Source organism: Brenneria goodwinii (genome assembly GCF_002291445.1).
Lineage (GTDB): Bacteria > Pseudomonadota > Gammaproteobacteria > Enterobacterales > Enterobacteriaceae > Brenneria > Brenneria goodwinii.
Map to the genome: position 1 here is coordinate 4,202,785 of NZ_CP014137.1, position 14,199 is coordinate 4,216,983.

Consider the following 14,199-nt stretch of genomic DNA (forward strand, 5'->3'; position numbering starts at 1 on the left):
TGATTGTTTTTTGTCCTGTGTATAAGTAGCCATTAAGATCCCAGCTTATACGATGCAGGATCACCGATCATTCACAGCTAATGATCTTTATTAATCCGTTGATCCTTAATACGAATAATCACTTATCCACATGGATCGTCGATCCTAATAAGAGATCTAATAAAGAGATCTTTAAATAAAAAGATCTTTCTTTAATTAGCAACGATCCAGGCGACTTGGTGGTTTGCTTAAAGTTGAGTAGAATCCACCACCCCAAGCTAGCAACGATCGTTCGTAACTATTCATTCGCAACCATGCGAGGAGCAGTACCATGTTTTATCCAGATCCTTTTGACGTCATCGTGATCGGTGGCGGTCATGCCGGTACGGAAGCGGCAATGGCTTCCGCCCGTATGGGAAGACAAACCCTTTTGCTGACGCACAATATCGATACGCTGGGACAAATGTCTTGTAACCCGGCGGTTGGCGGTATTGGGAAAGGTCATCTGGTTAAAGAGATCGATGCCATGGGCGGACTGATGGCGCGCGCCGTCGACCAGGCCGGTATTCAGTTTAGGATACTAAACATCAGTAAAGGACCGGCGGTTCGTGCTACACGCGCTCAGGCGGATCGCGTTCTGTATCGGCAAGCGATCCGTACCGCACTGGAAAACCAACCTAATTTGACGATCTTCCAACAAGCGGTGGACGATCTTATCGTTGAAAACGATCGGGTGGTGGGTGCGGTTACCCAGATGGGATTAAAATTCCGGGCAAAAGCCATCGTGTTGACCGTAGGGACTTTTCTTGACGGTAAAATTCATATTGGTCTGGATAACTACAGTGGCGGACGCGCTGGCGATCCGCCCTCCATTCCGCTGGCGCGGCGCCTGCGTGAGCTACCGCTGCGGGTTAATCGCCTGAAAACCGGTACGCCGCCGCGTATCGACGCCAGAACCATCGATTTTAGCGTACTGAAGCAGCAGCATGGCGACGATCCCATGCCGGTGTTTTCATTCCTGGGACAGGCGAGCCAGCATCCGGCGCAAATGCCTTGTTACATCACGCACACCAATGAAAAAACCCATGACGTGATCCGTAATAACCTGGATCGCAGCCCGATGTACGCCGGGATCATCGAAGGGATCGGCCCCCGTTACTGCCCTTCTATCGAAGATAAGGTGATGCGCTTTGCCGATCGCAATTCGCACCAGATCTTCCTGGAGCCTGAAGGGCTGACCAGCAATGAAATTTATCCCAATGGCATTTCAACCAGCCTGCCGTTTGATGTGCAATGGCAGATCGTACGCTCCATGACCGGGATGGAAAATGCGCGTATCGTTCGTCCTGGTTATGCCATTGAGTACGATTTCTTCGATCCGCGGGATTTAAAAAATACGCTGGAGAACAAGTTTATCCACGGTCTGTTCTTTGCGGGCCAGATTAACGGCACCACCGGCTATGAAGAAGCCGCGGCTCAGGGAATGCTGGCGGGCTTAAATGCCGCTCGCCTGGCGTTCGAACAGGAAGGTTGGTCGCCGCGTCGCGATCAAGCCTATCTGGGGGTGCTGGTGGACGATCTCTGTACGCTGGGAACCAAAGAACCCTACCGTATGTTTACCTCCCGTGCCGAATACCGCCTGATGTTGCGGGAAGACAATGCCGACTTGCGTTTGACGGAAATCGGTCGCGAACTGGGCATGGTGGACGACTATCGTTGGGCGCGTTTCAATGAGAAGCTGGAACGCATTGAAAAAGAACGTCAGCGTTTACGTGATATCCGAATTCATCCGCAATCGGAACACCTGGAGCAGGTCAATACGTTGTTGAAAACGCCGCTTTCACGTGAATCAAACGGCGAAGAGCTGCTGCGTCGTCCGGAAGTCGACTATGCCATGCTCACTAAACTGCCGTTATTCGCCCCGGCTTTAACGGACGAACAGGCCGCCGAACAGGTTGAAATTCAGGTTAAATACGAAGGGTATATCGCCCGTCAGCAGGACGAGATCGAGAAACAGCTGCGGAACGAGAATACGCTTCTGCCTGCCGATCTGGATTATCGCCAGGTCAATGGGCTGTCTAATGAAGTGATCGCCAAACTTAACGATCATAAACCCGGGTCGATCGGCCAGGCTTCGCGTATTTCCGGTATTACGCCCGCGGCGATCTCTATCCTGTTGGTATGGTTGAAAAAACAAGGTCTGCTGCGCCGCAGCGCCTGAGTTGGCGTTACCTTATCTCTCTGGGGCGGGAATGACGGGATACTTGCCGCCGCCAGTTTGATATTCACATAAACAATTCCAGGATCTTATTGTGCACAACACTCTCGATAATCTGCTGAAAACCGCCGGCATTGTTATCTCAGATAAACAAAAAAACTTATTAATACAATATGTTGAGATGCTGAATAAGTGGAATAAGGCCTATAACCTGACATCCGTCCGCGATCCCGGGCAAATGCTTGTCAGACACATTATGGACAGTATCGTGGTCGAGCCCCATTTGCAGGGGCAACGGTTTATCGATGTGGGAACCGGGCCCGGATTACCGGGGATCCCATTGGCGATAGTCCGTCCCGGGTCGCATTTTACGCTGCTCGACAGCCTGGGAAAACGCGTTCGCTTTCTGCGTCAGGTCCAGCACGAGCTGCGGCTTGAGAATATTTCGCCGGTACAAAGCCGCGTCGAAGATTTTCCCGCCGACCCCCCCTTTGATGGTATTATCAGTCGGGCATTCGCTTCTCTACAGGATATGGTTAAGTGGTGTCGCCATCTCCCTGCCAGATCGTCCGGTCGCTTCTATGCCCTGAAAGGCGTATTGCCAGAAGAAGAGCTTGCGTCGCTGCCGCAGGGGATCGAGTTAGAGCAGGCGATTAGTTTGTCGGTGCCGGAACTGGAAGGCGAGCGTCATCTGATTGTGCTTAAACCAAATTAATTTTGCGTTTTATCAAAAAAATTATAACTAATTATCTTGTTATCGGTTATTCACATTCCTGGTGGTTCTAAGTGTGCTTTGAGGGTTAACGATCACCAATATTTCACATATGCCTGTTTTGCTTTTGAAAAATTTACTTTCAACATTCATGATCATCGATCAAAAAGTTGGCTGCTCACAAAAATCACGCTGATTTGTTTGTTAAACAGGTAAAGTAAAAACATTAATAATGTCAACAAATGGTTTATACGCTGTGTATGACATGTTTTCGATGACTGTTTTTTTAACTAATTGAATTTAAATAACATAAATAGCTCTCTCTGCTAAAGACAAGAAATGATGCTATCCGCTATAAAATGTTAAGCAACGCGTTTATGTGAGATAGATCACGGTTTAGGCGGCTTTAGAAATTAATTGCAATACATCGATGCAAGTAGGGTTGTTAGCGAAAATGAGGTTTTGGAAAGAGATTTAAATAATTGTTCACCTTTTCGCTACTTATCGATTGAATTCGCAGGGATGCCCCGTATAATTTGCTCGTTTTTTGCTGCTTGACTCAAGGGTATAAAGGCAGTTTTATACGTCTTCAGCATGCCTCTGAAAGGTACGGAGAAAACAAACGTTATGTCTGTGTCCCTTTACAGCGGAAAAACAGCGCTGAGGCTGTTGTTGTTGCAGCTAGCCACCTTTGTTCTGCTGAGCGCGGCGTTTGCTGCTCGCAGCGTTGAGGCCGGGTGTTCCGCGTTGGGTGGCGGGCTGGCGGCTTGGCTGCCAAACGTCTTGTTTGTGCTGTTTACCTTGCGTCATCAGTCAAATAAACCAGCAGATGGACGCGTTGCCTGGTCGTTTGCTATTGGTGAGGCGCTTAAGGTATTGATCACCATTGCACTATTGGTGGTAGCGTTAGGGATGTTCAAAGCGGCTTTTTTTCCGCTTGGCCTGACTTATTTATCGGTGCTGGTTATGCAGATAGTGGCACCGGCCATCGTTAACCGTTACCGTAATTAACAACAAAAGGGTAAGAGACATCATGTCTGCATCAGGAGAAATCTCTACTCCTCAAGAGTATATCGGTCATCACCTGACACACTTGCAGGTGGGAACGGGATTCTGGTCGATTAACATTGATTCGATGTTTTTCTCTATTGCTCTTGGGATCCTCTTTCTGGCTATCTTCCGTCGAGTTGCCAAAAATGCGACCAGCGGCGTACCAGGTAAATTGCAAACGGCTGTCGAGCTGATTATCGGCTTTGTCGATGGCAACGTTCGCGATATGTTTCATGGCAAAAGCAAGCTAATCGCTCCCCTGGCGCTGACCATTTTCGTCTGGGTATTCCTGATGAACCTGATGGATCTGCTGCCCATCGATTTTCTGCCGCAGATCTGGGCCGGCATCTATAGCGTTCTCGGACACGATCCGGCGCATGCTTATCTGCGCGTCGTGCCGTCTGCCGACGTGAATATCACGCTGTCCATGGCGCTTGGCGTTTTCGCTCTTGTCCTGTTCTACAGCATTAAAATGAAGGGTGTTGGCGGGTTTGTTAAAGAACTGACCATGCAGCCGTTTAATCATCCAGTATTTATCCCTATCAACCTGATTCTTGAAGGTGTCAGCCTGCTGTCTAAACCGGTTTCTCTTGGTTTGCGACTGTTTGGCAACATGTATGCGGGTGAGTTGATCTTCATCCTGATTGCCGGCTTGCTGCCGTGGTGGTCGCAATGGGTGTTGAATGTGCCTTGGGCCATTTTCCACATTTTGATCATTACGCTTCAGGCTTTTATTTTCATGGTTCTGACGGTTGTTTATCTCTCGATGGCATCTGAAGAGCATTAATTTTCTTACAACACAATAACGTTTTAACTGAAACAAACTGGAGACTGTCATGGAAAACCTGAGTGTGGATCTGCTGTACATGGCTGCCGCGTTAATGATGGGTTTGGCGGCAATCGGTGCTGCGATCGGTATCGGCATTCTGGGTGGTAAATTCTTGGAAGGTGCTGCGCGTCAGCCTGACCTGATCCCTCTGCTGCGTACACAGTTCTTTATCGTTATGGGTCTGGTCGACGCCATCCCGATGATTGCTGTTGGTCTGGGCCTGTATGTGATGTTTGCGGTGGCCTAAGCGGAAATGTTTTCTGCTGGGGTTGAAACATCAAATTATTTAACTTTGAAAGAGGCATTGTGCTGTGAATATTAACGCAACAATCCTCGGCCAAGCCATTGCGTTCGTCCTGTTTGTCTGGTTCTGCATGAAGTATGTATGGCCGCCGATTATGGCAGCCATTGAGAAGCGTCAGAAAGAAATCGCTGACGGTTTGTCTTCTGCTGAACGTGCCAAAAAAGATTTGAACTTGGCGCAGGCCAATGCGACGGATCAACTGAAAAAAGCTAAAGCGGATGCACAGGTCATCATTGAGCAGGCAAACAAACGCCGCGCTCAAATCCTGGATGAAGCTAAAGTTGAAGCGGAAGCTGAACGTAACAAAATTGTGGCGCAGGCGCAGGCTGAAATTGAAGCCGAACGTAAACGCGCTCGTGAAGAGTTGCGCAAGCAGGTCGCTATGTTGGCTATTGCCGGTGCCGAGAAAATTATTGAACGTTCCGTGGATGAAGCTGCCAACAGCGACATCGTTGATAAACTGGTCGCTGAACTGTAAGGAGGAAGGGGCTGATGTCTGAATTTATCACGGTAGCTCGCCCCTACGCCAAAGCAGCTTTTGACTTTGCGGTTGAGAATCAGGCCGTTGAACGCTGGCAGAATATGTTGGCATTTGTGGCTGAAGTCGCGAGTAATGAACAGATTGCCGAGCTGTTGTCCGGGGCGATGGCTCCGGATGAACTGGCGAAAACGTTCATTGCCGTTTGTGGTGATCAACTTGATGAAGCCGGTCAGAACCTGATCAGGGTTATGGCCGAGAACGGACGTTTGCCGGTGCTTCCCGAAGTACTGGAACAATTTATTCAACTGAGGGCGGCACAGGATTCGACAGTCGATGTCGATGTTGTTTCTGCCAGCACGTTGAATGAGCAGCAGTTAGCGAAGATAGCTGCTGCGATGGAACAACGTCTGTCACGCAAAGTGAAGCTGAATTGCAAAATTGATAAGTCTGTCATGGCTGGCGTGGTTATTCGCGCAGGCGACATGGTGATAGATGGCAGCATTCGTGGTCGTCTGGAACGTCTGGCAGACGTCTTGCAGTCTTAAGGGGACTGGAGCATGCAACTGAATTCCACCGAAATCAGCGAACTGATCAAGCAGCGCATTGCTCAGTTCAATGTAGTGAGCGAAGCTCACAATGAAGGTACCATTGTTTCCGTCAGTGACGGGATCATCCGTATTCACGGTCTTGCCGATGTTATGCAGGGGGAAATGATTTCCCTGCCGGGCAACCGTTATGGGATTGCACTGAACCTGGAGCGTGACTCCGTTGGTGCGGTGGTTATGGGTCCGTATACGGACCTGGCTGAAGGCATGAAAGTAAAATGCACCGGCCGTATTCTTGAAGTACCCGTTGGTCGCGGTCTGCTGGGTCGTGTTGTTAACACGCTGGGCGCGCCGATTGATGGTAAAGGTCCGCTGGATCATGATGGTTTTTCCGCTGTTGAAGCGATAGCCCCTGGCGTTATCGAACGTCAGTCCGTCGATCAACCGGTTCAGACGGGGTATAAATCCGTCGACGCCATGATCCCGATCGGCCGTGGTCAGCGTGAGTTGATCATCGGTGACCGTCAGACCGGTAAAACCGCGTTGGCGATTGATGCCATCATCAACCAGCGTGATTCCGGTATTAAGTGTATCTACGTTGCTATCGGCCAGAAAGCCTCCACCATTTCCAACGTGGTGCGTAAACTGGAAGAGCATGGCGCGCTGGAAAACACCATCGTGGTGGTTGCCACGGCGTCGGAATCCGCCGCACTGCAATATCTGGCGCCGTATGCCGGATGCGCCATGGGTGAATATTTCCGCGACCGCGGTGAAGACGCGCTGATTATTTATGATGACCTGTCTAAACAGGCTGTTGCTTATCGTCAGATTTCCCTGCTGCTTCGTCGTCCGCCAGGTCGTGAAGCTTATCCGGGTGACGTTTTCTACCTCCACTCCCGTCTGTTGGAACGTGCTGCGCGCGTAAACGCCGACTACGTCGAGGCTTTCACCAAGGGTGAAGTTAAAGGGAAAACGGGGTCTCTGACCGCGTTGCCGATCATTGAAACTCAGGCCGGCGACGTTTCCGCGTTCGTTCCGACCAACGTGATTTCGATTACCGATGGTCAGATCTTCCTGGAGTCCAACCTGTTCAACGCCGGTATCCGTCCTGCGGTTAACCCGGGGATTTCCGTATCCCGTGTTGGTGGTTCCGCACAGACCAAGGTGATGAAAAAACTGTCCGGCGGTATTCGTACCGCGTTGGCTCAGTATCGTGAACTGGCGGCATTCTCCCAGTTTGCATCCGATTTGGATGATGCAACACGTAAGCAGTTAAGCCACGGTCAGAAAGTGACCGAATTGCTGAAACAGAAACAGTATGCGCCGATGTCTGTCGCGCAGCAGTCTCTGGTTCTGTTCGCTGCGGAACGTGGTTACCTGGAAGATGTCGATCTGGCGAAAGTCGGTAGCTTTGAAGCGGCGCTACTGGCATATGCCGATCGCGAGCATGGCGAACTTCTGCAACAAATCGACCAGACTGGCGCTTATAACGATGAGATCGAGGGTAAATTCAAAGGCATCCTCGATACCTTTAAAGCAACTCAGTCCTGGTAACGCCCGGTGGCCTGCTTTACGGCAGGCCGCAAGGCTTTGAGGAGAAGCAAAGATGGCCGGCGCAAAAGAGATACGTAGTAAGATCGCAAGCGTCCAGAACACGCAGAAGATCACTAAAGCGATGGAAATGGTCGCCGCTTCCAAAATGCGTAAATCGCAGGATCGTATGGCGGCCAGCCGTCCTTATGCAAAAACCATACGCAATGTGATTGGTCACCTTGCGTTGGGGAATCTGGAATATAAACACCCATACCTGGAAGAGCGAGACGTTAAGCGCGTTGGGTATCTGGTGGTGTCTACCGACCGTGGCCTGTGCGGTGGTTTGAATATCAACCTGTTCAAAAAACTGCTGGCTGAAATGAAAAGCTGGAACGAGAAAAACGTTGATATTGATTTGGCGCTGATTGGCTCCAAAGCGGTCTCTTTTTTCGGTTCGGTAGGCGGAAATGTTGTTGCTCAGGTCACCGGCATGGGGGATAACCCTTCCGTGTCAGAGTTGATCGGTCCGGTGAAGGTCATGCTGCAAGCCTATGACGAAGGTCGCCTGGACAAGCTGTATATTGTGAGTAACAAGTTCATTAATACCATGTCTCAGGAACCGCTGGTGGTTCAACTGCTGCCGTTGCCGCCCGCGGATGACGGCGAGTTGAAGAAAAAATCCTGGGATTATCTGTATGAACCCGATCCTAAGTCGCTGCTGGATACCCTGCTGCGCCGTTATGTGGAGTCACAGGTTTATCAGGGCGTCGTAGAAAACCTGGCCAGTGAGCAAGCCGCTCGGATGGTAGCGATGAAAGCCGCTACCGATAATGGCGGTAGTCTGATCAAAGAGTTGCAGTTGGTATACAACAAGGCTCGTCAGGCCAGCATCACCCAGGAACTCACTGAAATCGTCGGGGGAGCCTCCGCGGTTTAAACCAGGTTTACGAATTACGTATTGTCGAATTACGTAGAGGATTCAAGATGGCTACTGGAAAGATTATCCAGGTAATCGGCGCCGTGGTGGACGTCGAGTTCCCGCAAGATGCCGTACCGAAAGTGTACGATGCGCTTGAGGTAAAAAACGGTGCTGAAAAACTGGTGCTGGAAGTTCAGCAGCAGTTGGGCGGCGGCGTTGTTCGCTGTATCGCAATGGGGTCTTCCGACGGCCTGCGTCGTGGGTTGGATGTTACTAACCTGGAGCACCCGATTGAAGTACCGGTTGGTAAAGCAACGCTGGGTCGTATCATGAACGTACTGGGTGACCCGGTCGACATGAAAGGCGACATCGGTGAAGAAGAGCGTTGGGCTATTCACCGCGCTGCGCCAAGCTACGAAGAATTGTCCAGCTCGCAAGACCTGCTGGAAACCGGCATCAAGGTTATCGACCTGATGTGCCCGTTCGCCAAAGGCGGTAAAGTTGGTCTGTTCGGTGGCGCGGGCGTAGGTAAAACCGTAAACATGATGGAGCTGATCCGTAACATCGCGATCGAACACTCCGGTTATTCCGTGTTTGCCGGTGTGGGTGAACGTACCCGTGAAGGTAACGACTTCTATCATGAAATGACCGAATCCAACGTACTGGATAAAGTATCGCTGGTGTACGGTCAGATGAACGAGCCGCCGGGTAACCGTCTGCGCGTGGCGCTGACCGGGCTGACCATGGCGGAAAAATTCCGTGATGAAGGCCGTGACGTGCTGCTGTTTGTCGATAACATTTATCGTTATACCCTGGCCGGTACGGAAGTTTCCGCATTGTTGGGGCGTATGCCTTCCGCGGTAGGCTACCAGCCGACGCTGGCGGAAGAAATGGGTGTGCTGCAGGAACGTATCACGTCCACGAAAACCGGTTCCATTACCTCCGTTCAGGCGGTTTATGTTCCCGCGGATGACTTGACTGACCCGTCGCCGGCCACCACCTTTGCCCACTTGGATGCAACAGTGGTACTGAGCCGTCAGATCGCGTCTCTGGGTATTTACCCTGCGGTTGATCCGCTGGATTCCACCAGTCGTCAGCTGGATCCGCTGGTTGTCGGTCAGGAACACTACGATGTTGCGCGTGGCGTACAGTCTGTTCTGCAACGTTATCAGGAACTGAAAGATATCATTGCGATCCTGGGGATGGACGAACTGTCGGAAGAAGACAAACTGGTCGTATCCCGTGCCCGTAAGATCCAGCGCTTCCTGTCGCAGCCGTTCTTCGTGGCGGAAGTGTTCACCGGTTCTCCGGGTAAGTATGTTTCGCTGAAAGATACCATTCGTGGTTTTAAAGGTATTATGGATGGCGAATACGACCACCTGCCGGAGCAGGCGTTCTACATGGTTGGTTCCATTGAAGAAGCAATGGAAAAAGCCAAGAAACTGTAACGCCTTGTAGGAGGGTGATATGGCTGCTATGACTTACCATCTGGATGTCGTTAGTGCGGAACAGGAAATGTTCTCCGGTCTGGTGGAGAAAATCCAGGTGACGGGGAGCGAAGGCGAGCTGGGTATTTATCCGGGACACGCCCCTCTGCTCACTGCCATTAAGCCCGGTATGGTGCGTATTGTTAAACAGCACGGTGAAGAAGAGTATATTTACCTGTCCGGCGGCATCCTTGAGGTGCAGCCGAATATGGTTACCGTACTGTCAGATACCGCCATTCGTGGGCAGGATCTGGATGAAGCGCGCGCGTTGGAAGCGAAACGCAAAGCGGAAGATCATATCCGTAATTCGCATGGCGACGTGGATTATGCTCAGGCGTCCGCCGAGCTGACGAAAGCCATTGCGAAACTGCGCGTTATCGAACTGACCAGAAAAGCGATGTAACAGATAAGCGTATGATAGATAAAAGCCAGTCAACGAAAGTTGCCTGGCTTTTTGTTTTGATGAATCAAGCGCGAAAACCCTTTTCAGTATGCGTTTTTCAGAAAAAAGAGGTCTGTTTCCGGCATAAGTTTCGATAAACTCTAATACTCTTGCAGTGATAGTGAAACAACCCTCTGATGGCAGGTTTTGCGGGATAATCCATTATAAAAAGAGGTAGTAATTCTGTGTTATAACAGGTTTACTTTTATCCATCTATTTTGATTATCTGTCGATCAGTTTTGTCAGGATGCTTATGTCAAACAGCGCTATGAGTGTGGTTATTCTTGCCGCAGGTAAAGGAAGCCGCATGTATTCCGATCTTCCAAAAGTGTTGCACCCGTTAGCCGGGAAACCGATGGTCCAGCATGTGATTGATGCCGCGATGACCATCGGCGCACAGCATGTTCATCTGGTTTATGGGCATGGGGGGGATTTATTGAAAAGTACGCTGTGCGATCCGGCATTGAATTGGGTATTGCAGGCGGAGCAATTGGGGACGGGTCATGCCATGCAGCAGGCCGCCCCCTATTTTGCCGACGATGAAGATATTCTGATGTTGTACGGTGATGTGCCGTTAATTTCCCCGGCAACGCTGCAACGTTTGCTGCATGCTAAACCGCAGGACGGCATAGGATTGCTTACCGTGAAGCTGGACAATCCGTCAGGTTATGGACGTATTGTGCGTGAGAACGGCGAGGTTGTCGGGATCGTTGAGCATAAAGACGCCAGCGATGAACAGCGGCGGATTAATGAAATCAATACCGGAATTCTGGTTGCCGGCGGCAAGGATTTGAAACGCTGGTTAAGCCAGTTGAATAATGATAATTCACAGGGCGAGTATTACATCACCGATATCATTGCGATGGCCGCCGCGGAAGGGCGCCGTGTAGCCGCCGTGCATCCTGAGCGGTTGAGCGAAGTAGAGGGGGTGAATAATCGTCTGCAACTTTCGTCCCTGGAGCGAGTTTACCAGCGCGAACAGGCCGATAGGTTATTGCTGGAAGGCATTATGTTGCTTGATCCGTCCCGCTTTGATCTACGTGGTGAATTACGCCACGGACGGGATGTTACTATTGATGCCAACGTGGTGCTGGAAGGTCAGGTTACGCTGGGTCATCGGGTTAAAATCGGCGCGGGTTGCGTCATCAGGAACTCGATTATTGGTGATGATTGCGAAATCAGCCCATACTCAGTACTGGAAGATGCGGTGCTGGAGGCTGAGTGTACGGTGGGGCCGTTTGCTCGTCTGCGTCCGGGGGCTGAGCTGGCACAAGGCGCTCACGTCGGTAACTTCGTCGAACTGAAAAAAGCCCGTTTGGGCAAAGGTTCGAAAGCCGGCCATCTGAGCTACCTCGGTGATGCGGATATTGGTGCTGGGGTTAATATTGGCGCGGGAACCATTACCTGTAACTATGACGGCGCCAATAAATATAAAACAATCATTGGCGATGATGTGTTTGTTGGCTCGGATACCCAACTGGTGGCGCCGGTTAAGGTGGCGGCAGGCGCGACTATCGCCGCGGGTACTACGGTGATGAAAGACGTCAATGGCGCGGAGCTAGTCTATAACCGTAAAGAACAGAACCACAAAGCGGGCTGGCAGCGGCCGGTGAAGAAGAAATAGTTGGTTTTAGCCTTCGCCGGCGGCGGAGGCTGTTTTGCCCTGCGTTTTGATGAATGGTCAAAAGCGCACGGCAAAACATAATAATCCCCTCTCTCTACAAGGCTCGGGGAACCCGGAAAAAACCGGAATAATCAGGTCAAAGACATCCCAGGTGACACAATATGTCACTTTTATAGGAATACAATCGATGTGTGGAATTGTAGGCGCTGTTGCGCAGCGTGATATCGCAGAAATCCTGTTGGAAGGTTTACGCCGTCTTGAATACCGGGGTTATGACTCCGCGGGTCTGGCGGTGGTAAATAGTGAAGGGCAGGTTGCCCGTTTACGGCGGTTGGGAAAGGTTCAGATTCTGGCTCAGGCGGCCGAAGAACATGCGCTGAATGGCGGAACCGGGATTGCCCATACCCGTTGGGCAACGCACGGCGAGCCCTCAGAAGCCAATGCGCATCCCCATGTTTCTGAAAACATTCTCATCGTTCATAACGGAATTATCGAAAACCATGAACCGTTGCGCGAACTGATGATTGAACGCGGCTACCATTTTGTTTCGGAAACGGATACGGAAGTCGTAGCCCATCTTATTCATTTCGAACAAAAACAGGGCGGTTCACTGGTTGAAGTGGTTAAACGCGTCATCCCGCAACTGCGTGGCGCCTATGGCATGGTGGTGTTGGATAGCCGTGACCCCAGCGTATTGGTTGCCGCCCGTTCAGGCAGTCCGCTGGTTATCGGGCGCGGTATGGGTGAGAACTTTATCGCATCCGATCAATTAGCGCTGTTGCCGGTTACCCGTCGCTTTATTTTCCTGGAAGAGGGCGATGTCGCTGAAATCACACGTCGTGACGTTCGCATATTTGATAAAGCCGGTAACCTTGCGGAACGTGAAGAGGTTGAATCAAAAGTTAATTACGATGCCGGTGACAAAGGCGCTTACCGTCATTACATGCAAAAAGAGATCTATGAACAGCCGATGGCGATTAAGAACACCCTTGAAGGGCGTTTCAGCCACGGCGAAGTCAATCTTTCTGAATTGGGCCCGCAAGCGGATGAACTGTTGTCGAAGGTCCAACATGTTCAAATTATCGCCTGCGGCACGTCGTACAATTCCGGTATGGTTTCACGCTATTGGTTTGAAGCATTGGCGGGGGTTCCCTGCGATGTGGAAATTGCCTCTGAGTTTCGCTATCGCAAACCGGCGGTTCGCCAAAATAGCCTGATGATCACTCTGTCTCAATCGGGTGAGACCGCCGATACGCTGGCGGCGCTGCGTTTGTCCAAAGAGCTGGGCTATCTGGGATCGCTGGCTATCTGTAACGTGGCGGGTTCGTCGCTGGTTCGTGAATCCGATCTGTCGCTGATGACCAAAGCGGGCGTCGAAATCGGCGTGGCGTCCACCAAAGCGTTTACCACTCAACTGACCGTGCTATTGATGCTGGTGGCGCGTATCGGCCGCCTGCGCGGTATGGATGCCGAGGTTGAGCAGGGTATTGTGCATAGTCTGCAGGCATTGCCGGCGCGAATTGAGCAAATGCTGTCGCAAGACAAGCTCATCGAATCTCTGGCGGAAGGTTTCTCTGATAAGCATCATGCGCTGTTCCTGGGACGTGGCGATCAGTATCCGATCGCGATGGAAGGGGCGCTGAAGCTGAAAGAAATCTCTTATATTCACGCTGAAGCCTATGCCGCCGGTGAACTGAAACACGGTCCGCTGGCGTTGATTGACGCCGATATGCCGGTCGTGGTGGTGGCGCCCAACAATGAGCTGCTGGAAAAACTGAAATCCAATATTGAAGAGGTGCGCGCGCGAGGCGGCGAACTGTACGTCTTTGCTGATGAAGATGCCGGATTTACCAGCAGTGAAAATATGAAAATTATTCCGTTGCCGCACATTGAAGAAGTGATTGCGCCGATTTTCTATACCGTGCCGCTGCAATTGCTGGCTTACCATGTTGCTCTGATCAAAGGCACCGATGTCGATCAGCCGCGTAACCTGGCCAAGTCTGTAACGGTGGAATAAACCGATAAGTTACAATGCATAAAAAGTCCGGAAAAGTATTGCCGGACTTTTTTATTGGC

13 protein-coding genes are annotated in these 14,199 nt (G+C 50.9%); all 13 read left to right on the plus strand.

Annotated features, from left to right (window positions below; genetic code table 11):
• The first annotated feature begins 310 nt into the window (after positions 1-310).
• The 13 genes from mnmG to glmS all read left to right on the plus strand — a co-directional run bounded on the left by mnmG (position 311) and on the right by glmS (position 14,140).
• Positions 311-2,200, plus strand: coding sequence for a tRNA uridine-5-carboxymethylaminomethyl(34) synthesis enzyme MnmG (gene mnmG / locus ACN28R_RS18640; protein WP_048636780.1), 1,890 nt, complete (start codon positions 311-313; stop codon positions 2,198-2,200).
• 91 nt (positions 2,201-2,291) lie between these two features.
• Positions 2,292-2,912 carry a 16S rRNA (guanine(527)-N(7))-methyltransferase RsmG gene (gene rsmG / locus ACN28R_RS18645; RefSeq protein WP_095835179.1) on the plus strand — a complete coding sequence of 207 codons (621 nt, stop codon included), beginning with the start codon at positions 2,292-2,294 and terminating at the stop codon, positions 2,910-2,912.
• A 624-nt stretch (positions 2,913-3,536) separates the two neighbouring features.
• Entirely contained in the window at positions 3,537-3,920 is a 384-nt protein-coding gene (atpI, locus tag ACN28R_RS18650) for a F0F1 ATP synthase subunit I (RefSeq protein WP_095835848.1), read from the plus strand.
• A gap of 22 nt (positions 3,921-3,942) precedes the next feature.
• Positions 3,943-4,746 carry a F0F1 ATP synthase subunit A gene (gene atpB, locus ACN28R_RS18655; RefSeq protein WP_048636782.1) on the plus strand — a complete coding sequence of 268 codons (804 nt, stop codon included), beginning with the start codon at positions 3,943-3,945 and terminating at the stop codon, positions 4,744-4,746.
• Positions 4,747-4,795: 49 nt separating this feature from the next.
• A complete protein-coding gene (gene atpE / locus ACN28R_RS18660) occupies positions 4,796-5,035 on the plus strand; it encodes a F0F1 ATP synthase subunit C (protein WP_005976545.1) in 240 nt (79 codons plus the stop codon).
• A gap of 64 nt (positions 5,036-5,099) precedes the next feature.
• The gene (gene atpF, locus ACN28R_RS18665) at positions 5,100-5,570 is read left to right on the plus strand and encodes a F0F1 ATP synthase subunit B (protein ID WP_048636783.1); all 471 of its coding nucleotides are present in this window, start codon (positions 5,100-5,102) and stop codon (positions 5,568-5,570) included.
• A 14-nt stretch (positions 5,571-5,584) separates the two neighbouring features.
• Entirely contained in the window at positions 5,585-6,118 is a 534-nt protein-coding gene (gene atpH / locus ACN28R_RS18670) for a F0F1 ATP synthase subunit delta (RefSeq protein WP_048636784.1), read from the plus strand.
• 12 nt (positions 6,119-6,130) lie between these two features.
• Positions 6,131-7,672, plus strand: coding sequence for a F0F1 ATP synthase subunit alpha (gene atpA / locus ACN28R_RS18675; protein WP_048636785.1), 1,542 nt, complete (start codon positions 6,131-6,133; stop codon positions 7,670-7,672).
• 52 nt (positions 7,673-7,724) lie between these two features.
• The gene (gene atpG, locus ACN28R_RS18680; protein ID WP_048636786.1) at positions 7,725-8,588 is read left to right on the plus strand and encodes a F0F1 ATP synthase subunit gamma; all 864 of its coding nucleotides are present in this window, start codon (positions 7,725-7,727) and stop codon (positions 8,586-8,588) included.
• A 47-nt stretch (positions 8,589-8,635) separates the two neighbouring features.
• A complete protein-coding gene (atpD, locus tag ACN28R_RS18685) occupies positions 8,636-10,018 on the plus strand; it encodes a F0F1 ATP synthase subunit beta (RefSeq protein ID WP_048636787.1) in 1,383 nt (460 codons plus the stop codon).
• Positions 10,019-10,046: 28 nt separating this feature from the next.
• Complete coding sequence (locus ACN28R_RS18690) at positions 10,047-10,460, plus strand: F0F1 ATP synthase subunit epsilon (protein ID WP_183092102.1); 414 nt, start codon at positions 10,047-10,049, stop codon at positions 10,458-10,460.
• Between the two features lie 292 nt (positions 10,461-10,752).
• On the plus strand, positions 10,753-12,123 hold the full coding sequence (gene glmU / locus ACN28R_RS18695; RefSeq protein WP_048636789.1) for a bifunctional UDP-N-acetylglucosamine diphosphorylase/glucosamine-1-phosphate N-acetyltransferase GlmU: 1,371 nt from the start codon (positions 10,753-10,755) through the stop codon (positions 12,121-12,123).
• A gap of 187 nt (positions 12,124-12,310) precedes the next feature.
• Positions 12,311-14,140: a glutamine--fructose-6-phosphate transaminase (isomerizing) gene (gene glmS, locus ACN28R_RS18700; RefSeq protein ID WP_048636790.1), complete on the plus strand. Its 1,830-nt coding sequence runs from the start codon at positions 12,311-12,313 to the stop codon at positions 14,138-14,140.
• Positions 14,141-14,199: the final 59 nt, after the last annotated feature.

Coding starts and splice junctions, on each gene's coding strand:
- mnmG (WP_048636780.1), top strand. CDS start 311: ATGTTTTATCCAGATCCTTTTGACGTCATCGTGATCGGTGGCGGTCAT.
- atpI (WP_095835848.1), top strand. CDS start 3,537: ATGTCTGTGTCCCTTTACAGCGGAAAAACAGCGCTGAGGCTGTTGTTG.
- atpB (WP_048636782.1), top strand. CDS start 3,943: ATGTCTGCATCAGGAGAAATCTCTACTCCTCAAGAGTATATCGGTCAT.
- atpE (WP_005976545.1), top strand. CDS start 4,796: ATGGAAAACCTGAGTGTGGATCTGCTGTACATGGCTGCCGCGTTAATG.
- atpH (WP_048636784.1), top strand. CDS start 5,585: ATGTCTGAATTTATCACGGTAGCTCGCCCCTACGCCAAAGCAGCTTTT.
- atpA (WP_048636785.1), top strand. CDS start 6,131: ATGCAACTGAATTCCACCGAAATCAGCGAACTGATCAAGCAGCGCATT.
- atpG (WP_048636786.1), top strand. CDS start 7,725: ATGGCCGGCGCAAAAGAGATACGTAGTAAGATCGCAAGCGTCCAGAAC.
- atpD (WP_048636787.1), top strand. CDS start 8,636: ATGGCTACTGGAAAGATTATCCAGGTAATCGGCGCCGTGGTGGACGTC.
- ACN28R_RS18690 (WP_183092102.1), top strand. CDS start 10,047: ATGACTTACCATCTGGATGTCGTTAGTGCGGAACAGGAAATGTTCTCC.
- glmU (WP_048636789.1), top strand. CDS start 10,753: ATGTCAAACAGCGCTATGAGTGTGGTTATTCTTGCCGCAGGTAAAGGA.
- glmS (WP_048636790.1), top strand. CDS start 12,311: ATGTGTGGAATTGTAGGCGCTGTTGCGCAGCGTGATATCGCAGAAATC.